Annotated in this window: 13 protein-coding genes; 12 read left to right on the top strand and 1 reads right to left on the bottom strand. The window is 71.7% G+C overall.

Annotated features, from left to right (window positions below):
• Positions 1–67 precede the first annotated feature (67 nt).
• Positions 68–1,057 (bottom strand): ABC transporter substrate-binding protein, encoded by a 990-nt coding sequence (locus QSK30_RS21610; protein ID WP_285505281.1) that lies wholly within the window; start codon positions 1,055–1,057, stop codon positions 68–70.
• 111 nt (positions 1,058–1,168) lie between these two features.
• Between QSK30_RS21610 and QSK30_RS21605 the strand changes: the two genes are divergently transcribed.
• From QSK30_RS21605 to QSK30_RS21550, 12 genes are all read left to right on the top strand, one after another.
• Complete coding sequence (locus QSK30_RS21605) at positions 1,169–1,963, top strand: siderophore-interacting protein (RefSeq protein WP_285505279.1); 795 nt, start codon at positions 1,169–1,171, stop codon at positions 1,961–1,963.
• A gap of 127 nt (positions 1,964–2,090) precedes the next feature.
• Complete coding sequence (locus tag QSK30_RS21600; RefSeq protein ID WP_285505339.1) at positions 2,091–2,864, top strand: 2,3-dihydro-2,3-dihydroxybenzoate dehydrogenase; 774 nt, start codon at positions 2,091–2,093, stop codon at positions 2,862–2,864.
• Between the two features lie 34 nt (positions 2,865–2,898).
• A complete protein-coding gene (locus tag QSK30_RS21595) occupies positions 2,899–4,536 on the top strand; it encodes a (2,3-dihydroxybenzoyl)adenylate synthase (protein ID WP_502871860.1) in 1,638 nt (545 codons plus the stop codon).
• 1 nt (position 4,537) lies between these two features.
• Positions 4,538–5,179: an isochorismatase family protein gene (locus QSK30_RS21590; protein ID WP_285505276.1), complete on the top strand. Its 642-nt coding sequence runs from the start codon at positions 4,538–4,540 to the stop codon at positions 5,177–5,179.
• Positions 5,176–5,403, top strand: a complete 228-nt coding sequence (locus tag QSK30_RS21585; RefSeq protein WP_285505275.1) for a phosphopantetheine-binding protein — start codon at positions 5,176–5,178, stop codon at positions 5,401–5,403. Before QSK30_RS21590 ends, QSK30_RS21585 begins: the two co-directional genes overlap by 4 nt.
• 1,115 nt (positions 5,404–6,518) lie before the next feature.
• Entirely contained in the window at positions 6,519–9,143 is a 2,625-nt protein-coding gene (locus tag QSK30_RS21580) for a hypothetical protein (protein ID WP_285505273.1), read from the top strand.
• Positions 9,140–10,015 (top strand): hypothetical protein, encoded by an 876-nt coding sequence (locus tag QSK30_RS21575; protein ID WP_285505271.1) that lies wholly within the window; start codon positions 9,140–9,142, stop codon positions 10,013–10,015. Before QSK30_RS21580 ends, QSK30_RS21575 begins: the two co-directional genes overlap by 4 nt.
• On the top strand, positions 10,012–11,001 hold the full coding sequence (locus QSK30_RS21570) for an ABC transporter substrate-binding protein (protein WP_285505270.1): 990 nt from the start codon (positions 10,012–10,014) through the stop codon (positions 10,999–11,001). The genes QSK30_RS21575 and QSK30_RS21570 overlap by 4 nt, the downstream gene beginning before the upstream one ends.
• A complete protein-coding gene (locus QSK30_RS21565; RefSeq protein ID WP_285505268.1) occupies positions 11,001–12,146 on the top strand; it encodes an energy-coupling factor transporter transmembrane component T in 1,146 nt (381 codons plus the stop codon). Before QSK30_RS21570 ends, QSK30_RS21565 begins: the two co-directional genes overlap by 1 nt.
• Positions 12,143–13,747, top strand: coding sequence for an ABC transporter ATP-binding protein (locus QSK30_RS21560; RefSeq protein WP_285505266.1), 1,605 nt, complete (start codon positions 12,143–12,145; stop codon positions 13,745–13,747). Before QSK30_RS21565 ends, QSK30_RS21560 begins: the two co-directional genes overlap by 4 nt.
• Positions 13,744–14,640 (top strand): ECF transporter S component family protein, encoded by an 897-nt coding sequence (locus tag QSK30_RS21555; RefSeq protein WP_285505264.1) that lies wholly within the window; start codon positions 13,744–13,746, stop codon positions 14,638–14,640. The genes QSK30_RS21560 and QSK30_RS21555 overlap by 4 nt, the downstream gene beginning before the upstream one ends.
• A 225-nt stretch (positions 14,641–14,865) precedes the next feature.
• A complete protein-coding gene (locus tag QSK30_RS21550) occupies positions 14,866–15,891 on the top strand; it encodes a prenyltransferase/squalene oxidase repeat-containing protein (RefSeq protein WP_285505262.1) in 1,026 nt (341 codons plus the stop codon).
• The last annotated feature ends 2 nt before the right edge of the window (positions 15,892–15,893 follow it).

The following is a 15,893-nucleotide window of genomic DNA, read 5'->3' as shown; positions in this document are numbered from 1 at the left end:
CGGCGTCGGAGCGCAGCAGAACGGGGCGGGTCCACAGTGGACCCGCCCCGTTCCGCTCTGATCGGGATCAGAGCTTGCCGAGCACCTCGTCGAGCTTGGTCAGCACGCGCATCGCGTCGCCGTAGTCGAGGATGTTGTACTCGCCGTCGTACACCTTGCCCGCCTTGACCGCGGTGATCGAGGTGTAGAGCGGGTTCGCCTTCAGCTTCTCGGCCGCGCCCGGCGCGGTGACCGGCGGGCCGAGGTCGTCGAAGAGCAGCACGTCGGCGCCGTTGAGCGTGTTGAGCTGCTCGATTGAGTACTGCGCGACGTTGCCGTCGGCCACCTTGGTCGTGGCCTCGTCGAAGGTGGCGCCCAGGTCGGCCAGCGCGGTCGAGGGGCCGCTCACCTTGTCGTAGAGGTACCAGCCGGACCCGTCGTAGGTGCCCAGCGTCGCCCACTTCTTCCCGGCGAGCTTGTCCTTGTGCTTGTCCTTGAGCTCGGTGACCTTCGCCTGGTAGGCCTTCTCCAGCCCGTCCACCTCGCCCGCCTTGCCGACCGCCTCGGCGACCGCCTTGACCTGCGGCTTCCAGCCCGGGATGTCGCCGACGGCCGGGATCAGCACCGTCGGGTAGCGGTCCTTGAGCTTCTCGTAGTCCGCCTCCTGGTAGTCCCCGGCCAGGATCAGGTCCGGGTCCAGCTCGGCGATCTTGTCGTAGTTCAGCTCGCCGGTCTCGGTGCCGATGATGGTGAGCTGCTTGAACGGCGCGCCGTCCTTGGCGCCGGTCAGGTCGATCGCGCCCGCCAGGTTGGCCTTGAGGTCGAGCAGGATGTACGGGATCTGGAAGTCGATCGCGACGATCTTCTTCGGGTCACCGGGCACCTCGACCGGTCCCTTGGGCGTCTGCACCGTCCGCTTCGCCGGGGCCGCCGCCGAGGACTGCCCGGCTGCCGAGGGGGTCGAGCCCGCGTCCGTGGAGGAGCCGCAGGCCGCCGTGGCCAGCGCGAGGACGCCCGCGGCCGCGAGGGCGAGCACGCGGCCCGTCGAGGTCCGAGGCGGGTGGGCTGTCGCTCTCATGTGGTTGCTCCAAGTGATGGTTCGCGTGACTCGGTCGGGTGACCGTGACGCGGAGGTTAGGTGAGGCTAAGCTATTCTGACAACGCGTCTGCCATCACAGGAGAGGGCCCCATGACCGGATACCGGGTGACCGTCCGCCGGACCGAGCACGTCACCCCGCTGATGGTGCGGATCACCGTCGGCGGTCCGGGGCTGGCCGAGTACGAGGGCAGTGGGCTGCCCGACGAGTCCTGCCGGGTGCGCTTCGGCGAGCTGACCCGCAACTACACGATCCGCCGCAGGCACCCCGAGCGTAGCGAGCTCGACATCGACTTCGTGCTGCACGAGGGGGGTGTGGCCGCCACTTGGGCACGGTCGGCGCGCCCGGGCGACGAGATCACGATCAGCGGCTCGCCCGCCGGGAAGTACCGCCTGCCCGAGACCGCCGAGCGGCTGCTGGTCGTCGGCGACGCGACCGCCCTGCCCGCCATTGGCCGGATCTTGGAAGAGCTGCCGCCGACGGTGGCCGGGCACGCGGTGTGCGTGGTGGACAACCCGGCCGAGCGGCAGGACATCGTCACGCACGCCACGATCGAGTGGGTCTACGCCGACCACCGCGGTGCTGGCGAGGCCGTCGTCCAGGCGGTCCGCGACCGGGCGCGACCGGGTGTCGACGAGTACCTGTGGGTGGCGGGGGAGGCCGCGGCGACCCGGACGGTCCGCGGGCACCTGCGGCACACGCTGGGGCTGCCCGCCGAGTGCTACGACACCATCGGCTACTGGCGACTGGACGCCGAGCGCTGGCAGCGGCGCTACCGGGAGGTCGCCGCGGTGATCGACCCGAAGATCGCGGCGGCGGAGGCGATCGCCGACGACGAGCAGTACTTCGACGTGGTGGACGGGATCTACGCCGAGGCGGGCCTGTAGACACCCGCCGCGGCGGGTCCACCCGGGACTCCGTCACAGGGGCATGGACAGTCCGACGGTGAAATAGTAGGTTAGCCTCACCTAATCAATGGCGGTTCTCCGTGCCGCCGCACAGGGGGGCGCACTGATGTCCGGCTCGGGTTTCGCAGGCAGGGTCGCCCTCGTGACCGGTGCGGGACAAGGGATCGGGGCCGCCGTCGCCGCGGCCTTGGCCAACGAGGGCGTCCGGGTCGCCGCGGTCGACAAGGACCGGGTCCAGGTCGAGTCCGTCGCGGCCGAGCTACCGGGGGCCCGCGCCTACACCGCCGACGTCACCTACTCGGCGGCCGTCGACGAGGTGGTCGACCGGGTCGAGGCTGAGCTCGGGCCGATCGACGTCCTGGTCAACGTCGCGGGTGTGCTGCGCGCGGCCCCGGTCTTGTCCTCCACGGACGAGGACTGGCGGTCGACGTTCGCGGTCAACTCCGACGGTGTCTACTTCGCCTCCCGCGCGGTCGCGCGTCGGATGGTGCCGCGCGGCGCGGGCTCGATCATCACCGTCGGCTCCAACGCCGCGGGCGTGCCGCGGATGGACTTCGCCGCCTACGCCGCGTCCAAGGCAGCGGCCACCATGTTCACCCGCTGCCTCGGCCTTGAGCTGGCCGCGTACGGCATCCGCTGCAACGTCGTGTCCCCGGGCTCGACCGACACAGCCATGCAGCGCGCGCTGTGGACCGGGCCGGACAGTCCGCAGCGGGTGATCGACGGTGCCCCCGAGGCCTACCGGGTGGGCATCCCGCTCGGTCGCATCGCCGACGCCGCCGACATCGCCGACGCCGTGCTGTTCCTGGCCTCGGACCGGGCGCGGCACATCACCATGCAGAACCTCTACGTCGACGGCGGCGCCACCCTCGTCGGGTGAGCGATCTACTGTGGACAATCGATCGGAGCGCCCCGTGCCTGTCCTGGGAGCCATCGGCGAGCCCGACTGGGTACCGTTCCCGCCCGCGGCCGCGCGCCGCTACCGCGAGGTCGGCCACTGGACAGGTGAGACGTTCGGCGACTTCCTCGCCGCGCGCGCGGCCCGTTTCGCCGACCTCGTCGCCGTGGTCGACGGCGATCGGCGCTGGACCTACGCCGAACTCGACGAGCGGGCCACCCGGATGGCCCACGGCTGGCGCGCCCGGGGGATCGAGCCGGGCGACCGGGTGGTCGTGCAGCTGCCCAACGTGGCCGAGTTCTTCACCGTCGTGTTCGGACTGTTCCGCGCGGGCGCGATCCCGGTGTTCGCCCTGCCCGCCCACCGCGCCAACGAGATCACCTACTTCTGCGAGCACACCGACGCGGTCGCCTACGTGATCGCCGACCGGGACGGCGGCTTCGACTACCGAACGCTCGCCGACCACGTCCGCGCCGCGGTCCCCGGACTGCGGGCGGTCTACGTGCACGGCGACCCGGGCGCGCACACTTCGCTCGCCGAGGTCCCCGTGGACCCCGACGGCGAGCTGCCCGAGCCGGACCCCGGCTCGGTTGCCTTCCTCCAGCTCTCCGGCGGCAGCACCGGCGTCCCCAAGCTGATCCCGCGCACCCACGACGACTACCTCTACAGCGTCCGCGAGAGCGCGGTGATCTGCGGGCTGGACATCTCGTCGGTCTACCTCGTCGCGCTTCCCGTGGCGCACAACTTCCCGCTCAGCTCGCCTGGTGTGCTCGGCGCGCTGCACGCGGGGTCCCGGATCGTGCTGGCGCCCACACCGGGCCCGGACGTGGTGTTCCCGCTGATCGAGCGGGAGCGGGTAACGATCACCGGTGTGGTGCCGCCGATCGCGCTGCTGTGGCTGGACGCGGCGCCACGGCACACCGCCGACCTGTCGAGCCTGCGGGTGCTGCAGGTCGGCGGCGCGAAGTTCGCCGAGGCCGCGGCGCGCCGGGTGCGCCCAGAGCTCGGGTGCGCGCTGCAGCAGGTCTTCGGCATGGCCGAGGGGCTGGTGAACTACACCCGCCTCGACGACGACGAGGACCTGGTCGCGATCAGCCAGGGCAGTCCGATCTCCCCGGACGACGAGCTGCGCCTGGTCGACGACGAGGACGTGGAGGTGGCGCCGGGCGAGGTCGGCCACCTGCTGACCCGCGGCCCGTACACGATCCGCGGCTACTACCGCGCCGCCGAGCACAACACGGTCGCGTTCACCGACGACGGCTTCTACCGCACCGGCGACCTGGTCCGGCGACTGCCGTCCGGGCACCTGGTGGTCGAGGGCCGGGCCAAGGACCAGATCAACCGCGGTGGCGAGAAGGTGGCTGCCGAGGAGGTGGAGAACCACTTGCTGGCCCACCCTGCCGTGCACGACGCCGCCGTGGTGGCGGTGCCGGACCCGTTCCTCGGCGAGCGGACCTGCGCCTTCGTCGTCCCGCTCGGCACACCGCCGACCGGTCCGCAGCTGCGCGCGTTCCTGCGCGCCAGGGGACTGGCCGCCTACAAGATCCCGGACCGGGTCGAGGTGGTCCCGAGCTTCCCGCACACCGGCGTCGGCAAGACCAGCCGCAAGGACCTGCGCGCCCAGCTCGCCGCCACCGCAGCCCGAGAGGAATGACATGGGTTTACCGACCATCGCCCCGTACCCGATGCCCACCGAGTCGGAGCTGCCGAAGAACCGGGTCGAGTGGACCTGCGACCCGGACCGCGCGGTCCTGCTGGTGCACGACATGCAGAACCACTTCCTGCGGGCGTTCGAGACCGGCGCCTCACCGGTCTCGGAACTGGTCGGCAACATCACCAGGCTGCGCGACGTCTGCCGCGAACAGGGCATCCCGGTGGTCTTCTCGGCCCAACCCGGCGGCCAGACCACCGACCAGCGCGGCCTACAACTGGACATGTGGGGCCGCGGCATCGGTCCCGACCCCGCCGACGCCGAGATCGTCGCACCACTGACCCCGGCGGGCAGCGACCTGCGGATGACCAAGTGGCGCTACAACGCCTTCCACCGCACCGAACTCGCCGACGTCCTCGGCTCCCGCGACCAACTGATCATCACCGGCGTCTACGCCCACATCGGCTGCCTCATGACGGCAGCGGACGCTTTCATGCGCGACATCCAACCCTTCCTGGTCGCCGACGCAGTCGCAGACTTCTCCGCCGAGGACCACGCCATGGCCCTGCGCTGGGCAGCAGGCCGATGCGCCACCACGCTCACCGCCGCACGACTCATCGACCAGCTCGCCGGAGGCCCCCGATGACCACCACCGACCAGGTGCGCGCACAGGTAGCGGCTCTCCTCGAGATCCCACCGACCGAGATCGCCGACGACGACAACCTCCTGGACCACGGCCTCGACTCCATCCGGGTCCTTACCCTGATCGAGACCTGGCACGGCCAAGGCACCGAGATCGGCTTCGCGGACCTGGCAGAGTCCCCAACCGTGGCCGCATGGACAACCTTGATAAACACAGCGGCCCGCTAGGGCCAGTTCCTAGCCAGCCCCACCGCACCATTACCGCGTCCACAGCCCAAACCCAGAAGCCCCTCGCTCGCCTCGCCTTACCTCACCCCTCAAGCTCCCACTTCAGCCCTGGCCCGCCCCAGTTCGGCCCCGGCCCAGCCGGTCCCAGCCCAACTCGGCCCCAGCCCGGCCTAGCCGCCCTCCAGCTTGCCCTCATGCATTTTTTCCTCACTCCCTAGAGACCCCACCGCTGGAACCGCCGGCCCCGCTACGAATGCTCGATCTAGTGGACTCCCTTTGTGTGGGGGAGGAGTACCGCTAAACTTGCCGTGTGGTGGGGAAGCCCTTCACCCCACGCTCTTTCCCCACGCGGTGCTCTCGGGGCCCCGCGCAAAGGGAGTTCACTAGATCGAGCCCCGCTCTTAACTTGGGCAACCTGTATGGGCTACTTTAATTGGCCGAGCGTAGCTCATACAGGTTGCCCGACTAAGACGCAGGCTCGATTCACTGAACTCACTTCGCGCGGGGCCCCGAGAGCACCGCGGTGGCGAAAAAAGGGCGGGTGAAGGGCATCCCCACCACACGGCAAGTTTAGCGGTACTCCTCCCCCACGCGAAGCGAGTCCAGCAAATCGAGCACATTGGTGGCGGGTGTTGCGTACCAGCGGGCGCGGCATTCTCTTGCGAACCAGCGGGGTCAGCATTCTCTCCCGAACCAGCGGGCGCGGCATCCTGTTGCCCCCCAGCGGGGGCGGGATGCTCTCGCGGACCAGCGGGGTGGGGGTTCGCCTCGAAGTCGGCTGCGCGCTGATCATCCACTGTGGACTGTCCGGCGCGTGACCGGCTACCTGGGGTGTTGAGGAGGGACCGCCGTTCGGTGGTGTCGGTCGCGCGCGGACGGGTGTTACGCTCGGGCAAGAACAACTGCATACTCACTGCCCGCGACGGGGAAGCCGGTCGAACTCCGGCACTGTCGCGCAACCGTGGGCCACTGACCAGTGGCAAGTCGGATCACCGTGCGGGCAGGTGGATGTCGTACCGCTGTCGCGAGAGCAGAGGTGACGTCGGCGTTGTCGCGCCGGTCTCTCCTTTCCTGCTCGTGGGGATGAGGATGAGGGCGTGGGTCAGGCTCGGGGTGTGCGTTCGCGGTCGGTGGCCGCGCTGTTCTCCATCGTCGGGATCGTCCTCGCCGGTGCTCCCGTGCTCGCCTCGGCTGTGCCCGACCGGCCTGCTGCCCGTTCCGCCGTGCACTGGTTGACCAGCAAGCTCTCCGCTGACGGCACCCTGGAGAACCCGCTGGGTGGGGCGTTGCCCGACCACGGTCTGATGATCGACATCCTGTTCGCCGCGTACGCGTCCGGGCAGGGGGAGCTCGCTGAGCCGGTGGTGCGGTTCCTGGACGACGGGCGGCACGCGAGTGACTTCTTCACCTGGGACGGGTTGTTGCCCGGACAGGGCTACGACGCCATCATCCGGGGTGGGCAGGCCGCGAAGGCGCTGGTGGCCGCGGAGGTCGCCGGTCGTGATCCACGGCACTTCGGCGGGTACGACATGGTCGCCGAGACCAAGGCCGCGATCATGCGGTCCGGTCCGCACAAGGGCCGGGTGAGTGACTACTCGAAGAACCCGGACTTCGCCGACTTCGTCAGCAACGAGGCCAACATGTTCGGCCAGGCGCTGGCCGTCATCGGGTTGGCCGCGGTGGGGGAGAACGACCAGCTCGCGATCGACAAGATGCTGACCCAGCAGTGCTCGGAGGGCTACTTCCGGATCTTCTTCGGGGTGGTGCCCACCACCGAGGTCGGCGACCACGTGCTGCCGAACGGGTTCAAGATCTCCTCGTGTGACGAGGGCAAGTCGTTCGACCAGTCGGCGCCGGACGGGGACACGACCGGGCTCGCCCTCTCGGCGATGCTGGCCGCCCGGGCCGCGGGCGCGGCGGGGCTCGACCGCCCCATCGACACGACCATCGCCTGGCTCAAGGCGAACCAGACCGCGAGCGGTGGCTGGGGTGGTGGTGTGACGACCGGGGCGCCCAACACCAACAGCACCGGCCTGATCGTCCAGGCGCTCGCCGAGGCGGGCGGGTCCGACGCCGAGGTCGCCCGCGGCGTGGCCTACCTGACGTCCGCGCAGGTGACCGCGGCCGACGCGGGGACCGCGTTGGCCACCGACATCGGAGCGATCGCTTACACGCCGGAGCAGCACGAGTCCGCGCGCACGACCGGGGTGAGCGGGCTGGACACCTGGATCCGGGCGGGCGCCCAGGCGTCGCTCGGGTTGTCCCAGGTGGGTTTCCTCGACCTGGCCAAGGGCAAGGTCCCGGGCGGGGAAGACCCGCCTGGTGGAACGACTCCACCGGTCGTGCGGCCCACGACCACCGCGCCACTCACGACCACAGCGCCGCCCACGACCACAGCGCCACCCGTGACTGCCCCGCCTGCGCGGGTGGTCGAACCTGCGGCCGTGGCGAGGAAACGGCCGGTCAGCGCCAAAGCCGGTGCGCGGGCGCCGCGTCCGCGCACCCCGGTCGGTACCGTGGTCGTCCCGCCCGCCCCGCAGCCGGTCCAGGGCACGGTGCCGCCGCAGGGGACGGCGGTCGGTCAAGGCACGCCGGCCGGTCGGTTGGCCGCCTTCCTGGTGAGCAGGCTCGTCGACGGTGATCACGTCGAGGTCACCCAGGACGGCGGGACGTTCGTCGACTACGACGCCACCGCCGACCTCGTGTTCGCCTTGCGCGCGCTGGGAGAACAGCCCGAAGCGGCCGACAACGCCACGCGGTTCTTGCTGGACCCGGCCTCCATCAGCGCATACGCCCACGGCGCCCCGTACGAACCGGGCGCCGCCGCCTACGCCGAGCCGCTGGCGAAACTCCGGCTGCTCGCCGGCTTCGACGGCGGCTCGTCGGAGATCGAGCACACCCTGGCGACCGACCTGGCGGTCCTGCGCACTGGCGAGGGCGAGTTCGTCGACACCGGCGAGCAGGCTGACACCTCGCGATCGGTCCGCCGCCACGTGTGGGCCACGCTGGCGACCATCGCTACCCCCACTGCGGACAGCTCGCCCGCGCTGGAAACGTTGCTCCGCCAACAATGCGCCGACGGCACCTTCCCGGTCGACCTGCGCGCCGACCGCTGCTCGTCCGGTGACCTAGCAGCCACGGCCACCGCCGTGCTCGCGCTCAACGGCAGCCCTCGATCGACCGCCGACGCAGACCAGACGACCACCACCGCACCCACGGGCAACGGTGTCCCCGCCGGTTGGCAGACGAGGCGTTCCTCCGCTCTCGTGGCCGCGGCCACCGCCCTCACGAACAAGTCCACATCAGACGGTCTGATCCCGGGATCGCCCGATACCCCCGACGTTGCTCTGAGTGCGATAGTCGCAAGTGGACGGCAAGCGGCCGGGCTCGACGTCAGCGCCACCGCGCGGGCCCTCGGCGCGCTGCTGTCCCCGGACGGCGGTGCGGCTAAGGCGACCGGGTCGGAGAGCGATCTGGCCACCAGCGTGGCCGCGGCTCCCGGGGTCGCGGGCCGGTCGTGGGTCGCCGCGGCGGACTCGCCGGTGACCCCGGCCCTGCGGCTGCCGCTCGCGCCGCCGGTCGACCACGCGGCGGCGGCCGTTTCCCAGACCGCGGAACGGATGCCGGTCTGGCAGGCGGTCGGCCTGCTCGGCGTCGGCTTCGTCCTCGCGCTCGCGGCCTCCTGGGGGCTGCGCCACCGCACCCACCGGACCACTACCCGCAAGGCGGTTTCCGCATGAGAAGGATCTCCACGCTGTTCGCCGGACTGGCCTCCGCCCTCGGGCTGGCCGCCGGGCTGGCCGTCGTCGGGTCCGCGCCGGCCTCGGCGATCGACCCGACCAAGGGCTACGCCGGGATCTGCACCGGCGCGGACTCGCTGAGCGGGGTCACCGTCGTGATCGACTTCAACGACCTCGACGGCAACGGCGGCACCGCCGCGCCGACCATCACCCGCTGCTCGCCCAACGCCAGCCCGGGCACCCAGCGCACCGGGATCAAGGCGCTGCAGGACGCGGGCATCGCGGTGGCCGGGACCGCCCAGTGGGGCTTGGGATTCGTGTGCAGGCTGGAGAACCGGCCGTCGTCCACCGAGACGATCCCGCGCACCTCCAACCCCACCTACAAGGAGGCGTGCGCGTTCACCCCGCCCGCCGAGGCGTACTGGTCCTACTGGCACGCCAACGGGTCGGGCAGCACGTGGACCTACAGCAGCTACGGCGCGCTCAACCGCAACGTGGTCCCCGGCGGCTTCGAGGGCTGGTCGTTCTCGCTGAACAAGACCGCCTCGACCAACCCCGCCCCCGACGTCACGCCGACCAACCCCGCGGTGGGCGCGAGCAACCCGACGGTGAGCCTGTCCGTCGACGACCTGGACCGCAAGATCAACCTCGGCCAGAGCACGACGTTGACCTGGACCTCGACCAACGCCACCGCGGTCACCGCCTTCGCCGTCTCGCCCACCACCGGCGGCGGCACCTGGACCGGCGCGTTGGCCAACCCCGGCGGCACGCAGTCCATCACCCCGACGGCGAAGGGGACCTACACCTACACGGTGAAGGCCACCGGCACCGGCGGCTCGGTCTACTCGACCGCGACCCTGACGGTGCAGTGACCCGGTTCGCCAAGCTCCTCGTCCTCACGGCGGTCACCGCGGCGGTGGCCGCCGTGAGCCCGTGGCCCGCCCTCGCCGTCGACCACACCAAGGGGCAGCCCGGGTTCTGCGCGACCGGCACCGGGGTCACCGTGGTGGTCGACTTCCAGCAGCTCGGCGGCACCACGATCGTGCGCTGCTTCCCCCAGGGCACAAGGGGGACCGGTCTGGACGCGCTCAAGGGCGCCGGCTTCCAGGTCGCGGGCGTGGCCCGGTGGGGCGAGTCGTTCATCTGCCGGGTCGAGAACCGGCCCTCGGCGGTCGAGGAACTGCCCATCAAGGGCCGGGAGCACTACCGCGAGTCCTGTGTGGACACACCACCCGGCGCGGGCTACTGGTCCTACTGGCACGCGGGCAACAACTGCCCCTGGACCTACAGCCAGTGGGGCGTGAAGAACCGCGACTTCACCCAGGGCGGCTTCGAGGGCTGGTCGTTCTCCCTCAACGCCACCGCCGACTCCAACCCCGTTCCCCGCATCGCCCCGGTGCGACCGGGTACGTCCGGGCAGCCGTGCGTCGCGGTGGTCGAACCGCCGCCGGACTCCGACGACCCCAACGCGAAACAGCCCAGCCCGCCGGTTCCGGCCGCACCGGTCCCCGATGGCCGAGGTGCCGCACCCGTACCCACCTCGACGGCGGGCGCCCCTGTCCCTGTCCCGACTGGCGCGTCGGCACCCACCTCGGCGGCCGCGCTGACGAGTGATCCCGCCGGTCGGGTGCTGCCGCCGCCGGTTCCCAGGTCCGGCTCCGCCGCGCCGCAGACCGCCGACCCGGCGCAGAACGTGGCGTACACCGGCGGGGAGAACGCCGCCGACGTCAACCAGGTGGTCAAGGAGCAGTCCGGCGCGAGCGACTACGCGCCCTGGGTGGCAGGCGCCGCGGTCGTGCTGCTGGCCGCGGCGACGTGGCTGACGGCCCGGCGCCGCAGACGCGCCAGGGACGCCTAGTGGGCGGCGCCCGCACGACGTACTTCCTGCCGCGCGACCTGCACCCGGGCGCGTGGTGGCTGTGGGCGCTGGGCCTGGCGGTCGCGGCGAGCCGGACCACGAACCCCTGGCTGCTGCTGACGATCTTGGCCGTCGTCGGCTACGTCGTGGTCGCCAGGCGGACCGACGCGCCGTGGGCGATGGCCTTCCGGCTCTACCTCGTGCTCGGCGCGGTGATCGTGTTCTTCCGGGTGTTCTTCCGCCTGGTCTTCGGCGGCGCCGAGGGGTCGACGATCGTCCTGCGCCTGCCGGAGATCCCGCTGCCGGAGTGGGCCGCGGGCATCCGCCTGCTCGGCGACGTGTCGGCCGAGTCGCTGCTGGGCGGGTTCTACGACGGTCTGCGCCTGGCGACGATGGTCGTCTGCCTCGGCGCGGCCAACGCGCTGGCCAACCCCAAGCGCCTGCTCAAGGCCATGCCGTCCGCGCTGTACGAGGCCGGGACGGCGGTGATCGTCGCGCTGTCGGTCTTCCCGCAGCTGGCCGAGAGCGCCCTGCGCGTGCGCCGGGCCCGCAAGCTGCGGGGCGGCACCGGCGACAAGCGGTTCCACGCGTTGCGGGCCATCGTCATCCCGGTCCTCGCCGACGCGCTCGACCGCTCCCTGCGGTTGGCGGCCTCGATGGACTCGCGAGGGTATGGGCGTGCGGGCACGGTACGCGCGCGGACCAGGCTGATCACCGGCGCGCTGATGGTGGTGGGCCTGATCGGTGTCTGCGTCGGGGTCTACGCCACCCTCGACGGGACCACACCGCGCTTCCTCGCCGCGCCGGTGCTCATCGGTGGGCTCGTCGTGGCGTTGATCGGTTTCCGCGCCGCGGGTGCCCGGGTGCACCGCAGCCGGTACCGGCCGGGTCGGTGGTCGCTGGCCGAGATCGTCGTGGCGGCCAGCGGTGTGGGCGTCGCCGTGGTCTTGTTCGCCACCTCGAGCGTCGACCCGACCAACCTCAACCCGTCGCTGATCGTCCTGTCCTGGCCGATGCTGTCCTGGCCGCCGCTGGCGGGTGTGCTCCTCGGGGTGCTGCCCGCCTTCCTCTCGCCACCGCCCGAACCGCCGTTCGCCGCCGCCCTGGACGTGCCGGGGCCGCAGATCGAGAAGGTGCCCGCGTGATCGAATGGGACCAGGTCACCTTCTGGTACCACGGCCAGCCCGAACCGGTGCTGGCCGACATCACCCTGTCCATCGGTGAGGGTGAGCTCGTCCTGTTCGCGGGCCAGACCGGGGCGGGCAAGTCGACCCTGCTGGGCACGGTCAACGGGCTCGTCCCGCACTTCACCGGCGGCCACCTCGACGGGGTGGTGTCGGTGGCCGGGATCCCGACGCACTCCCGCCCGCCACGCGAGTTCGCCCACCTGGTCGGCGTCGTGGGTCAGGACCCGTTGGCGGGCTTCGTGACCGACACCGTCGAGGAGGAGCTGGCCTACGGCATGGAGCAGCTGGGCGTGTCGCCGCAGGTCATGCGCCGCCGGGTCGAGGAGACGCTGGACCTGCTGGGCATCGCCGAGCTGCGCAGGCGCGCGCTGCGCACGCTCTCCGGCGGTCAGCAGCAACGGGTCGCGGTTGGCTCGGTGCTCACCATGCACCCCAAGGTGTTGGTGCTCGACGAGCCCACCTCGGCGCTGGACCCGACCGCGGCCGAGGACGTGCTGGCCACGCTGGCTCGGCTTGTGCACGACCTGGGCACGACGGTGCTGATGGCCGAGCACCGGATGGAGCGGGTGGTCCCGTTCGCCGACCGGGTGGTCTACGTGCCGGGGGACGGGACAGTGGTGGACGGTGTGCCGGAACAGGTGTTGCGGACCATGCCGGTGGTGCCGCCGATCGTCGAGCTGGGCAGGCTGGCGCGGTGGGACCCGCTGCCGCTGTCGGTGCGCGACGCCCGGCGAGCGGCGACACCGCTGCGCGCAGATCTAGGGCCCGCCCCTCGGCGCACCCAGCCGCTCACCGGGCCGCCAGTGCTCTCCGGCAGTGGTGTCGTGGTTCGCTACGGGCCCGCGGTCGCGGTGCGCGGTGTCGACCTGGACCTGCGTGCGGGCGAGGTCCTGGCCATGATGGGCCGCAACGGTTCCGGCAAGTCCTCGCTGTTATGGGCCCTGCAGGGATCGGGTCCCCGGCAAGGCGGCACGGTGCGCGTCGGGGGTGTCGATCCCAAGCAGCTCTCCAGTGCCAAGGCCCGCGAACTGGTCGGGCTGGTGCCGCAGACCGCCAGTGACCTGCTCTACCTGGAGACGGTGTCCGGTGAGTGCGCGGCGGCCGACGCCGAGTCCGGCGCGGAACCGGGGGCCTGCCGCGCCCTGCTGGACCGGCTCGCGCCGGGGATCGACCCGGCTCGCCATCCCCGTGATCTGTCGGAGGGACAGCGGTTGGCGCTGGTGCTCGCCGTGCAGTTGTCCGCCGCGCCGCGGGTCATGCTGCTCGACGAACCCACCCGCGGGCTGGACTACCCGGCCAAGGCCGCGCTCGGCGCGATGATCGCCGCCCTCACCGCCGAGGGGCGCTCGGTCGTGGTGGCCACCCACGACGTGGAGTTCGTCGCCACCATCGCCGACCGCGTGGTCGTGTTGGCCGAGGGGGAGATCGTGTCCGACGGCCCGACCGCCGAGGTGCTCGGCGGCTCGCCCGCGTTCGCCACCCAGGTGGCCAAGATCCTCGGCGCGGAGTGGCTGACCGTGGCCGACGTAGCCGCCGCGCTGCCGCAGGGAACCCGATGAGCGCGCGGGTGCGGCAGTGGGGGCGGGCGGACCAGGCCGTCCGGGTCGGCCCCCGGTCGACCGCCGTCCTGGTGCTCGCCTCGCTCGCGGGCCTGATGATGTTCATCTGGCCACTGCTGGTCCGGGTCGAGCCGCAGAGCATGCAGCACGGACCAGACGCCCCATTCGTCTTCGTCGGCATCCTGCCGATCCTGATCGTCATCGTGCTCGCCGAGCTCTCCGAGGGCGGCATGGACGCCAAGGCGCTCGCCATGCTCGGGGTGCTCTCGGCGGTCAACGCCGCCCTGCGGCCGCTGGGCGCGGGCACCGCGGGGATCGAGACCGTCTTCTTCATGCTGGTGCTGTCCGGCCGGGTCTTCGGCGCGGGGTTCGGTTTCGTGCTCGGCTGCACGTCGCTGTTCGCCTCGGCGCTGCTGACCGCGGGGGTCGGACCCTGGCTGCCGTTCCAGATGCTCAGCTCGGCGTGGATCGGGATGGGGGCGGGCCTGCTGCCGCGCCGGGTCACCGGCCGCGCGGAGATCGCCATGCTGGTCGGCTACGGCATCGTGGTGTCCTACCTGTTCGGGTTCCTGATGAACCTGTGGTTCTGGCCGTTCATCACCGGCGCCGAGGTGCCCTACCACGACGGCCACATCTCCTACGTGCCCGGCGACCCGGTGCTGGAGAACCTGCACCGGTTCGCCGTGTTCACGCTGCTGACCTCCACCGCGGGCTGGGACACCGGGCGGGCGATCACCAACACGGTGGCGATCCTGGTGATCGGTCCGGCCGTGCTGGCCACCCTCCGCCGGGCCGCGCGCAAGGCGTCCTTCGGCACCCGACCCACCTTCGGGGCCACGCCACCGAACTTCCTGCCCGCTCGGCCCGCCACGCGCGGCCGGATGGCCGATTGACGGCTGCGGTTCGCCTGAAAGACTTGGCCCACAACCGAATAGCGCCCGGTGGCGGGGGAAGTCCGGTGAGAGTCCGGCACTGACCCGCAACGGTGAGCCACTGCCCGGCGGTGGCGAGTCCGATCGCCCGCCCCGAGCGCCGAGATCCCCCACCCGTCGTGGAGCGCGGGCCGGGCAACAGGTGCCACGGCGCCTGTTCCGGCCCGCGCTGCCGGAAAGGTCCACATGAGACTCCGTTCCACGCTCGTCGCCCTGGCCTGCTTGAGCGCCACCGTCGTCGCGGCCCCCGCCGCGGTCGCGACCACGACCCACAACCGCGCCGACGCGGCCGCCGGGTGGCTGGCCCGCCAGTTCGTCGGCGGCGACCACCTGGAGACCGACTTCGGCGGCGTGTCCTACCCCGACGCGGGTCTGACCATCGACGCCGTGTTCGGCTTCGCCGCGGCCGGGACCGCCAACAATTACGGCGCCGCAGCGCTGACCTGGCTCGCGCAGCCCACCGTCCTCACCGGATACATCGGCGACGGCACCGAGGCCTACGCGGGCGCCACCGCCAAGACCGCCCTCGCGGTCGAGGTCCGTGGCGGCAACCCGGCCTCCTTCGGCGGGGTCGACCTGGTCGCGCGGCTCAACTCGCTGCTCACCCCGTCCGGCCGCTACTCAGACCGCTCGATCTACGGGGACTACAGCAACGCCTTCACCCAGTCGCTCGCCGTCATCGCCCTCGACCGCACCGCCGCGGGTGCCCCAGTGTCCGCGGTGAACTTCACCGCGGGCGCTCAGTGCCCGGACGGCGGCTACCCCCTGTTCTACGGCGCGCCTACGTGCGACAGCGACACCGACGCCACCGCCATCGTGGTGCAGGCCCTGATCGCGACCGGTCGCACCACCGACGCCCAGGAAGCGTTGACCTGGTTGAAGTCCAAGCAGCAGGTGGGTGGCGGTCTGGCCGTGGGCAACGGTTCCGGCACCCCGAACGCGAACACCACCGGTCTGGCGGGCCAGGCCTTCCGCGCCAGCGGCCGGGTCGTCGCCGCGGTCAAGGCGCACCAGTTCATCGTGTCGTTGCGGGTCACCTGCTCCGGCCCGGTCGACCAGCGCGGCGCGATCGCCTACGACGCAAGCGGTTTCAACGCCGGCACCGCACCGCGCGCGACCGCCCAGGCGATCCTGGGCCTGCGCGGGGCGCCGCTGGGCACGCTGTCGTCGGCGGGGTCGTCCAACGGCGCGCCGACCCTGGCCTGCCCGTAGTC

This window comes from Actinokineospora sp. NBRC 105648 (assembly GCF_030269645.1).
Taxonomy (GTDB): domain Bacteria; phylum Actinomycetota; class Actinomycetes; order Mycobacteriales; family Pseudonocardiaceae; genus Actinokineospora.
Note: the sequence above shows the minus strand (reverse complement) of the source record. Positions and strands in the feature narration are given on the sequence as shown.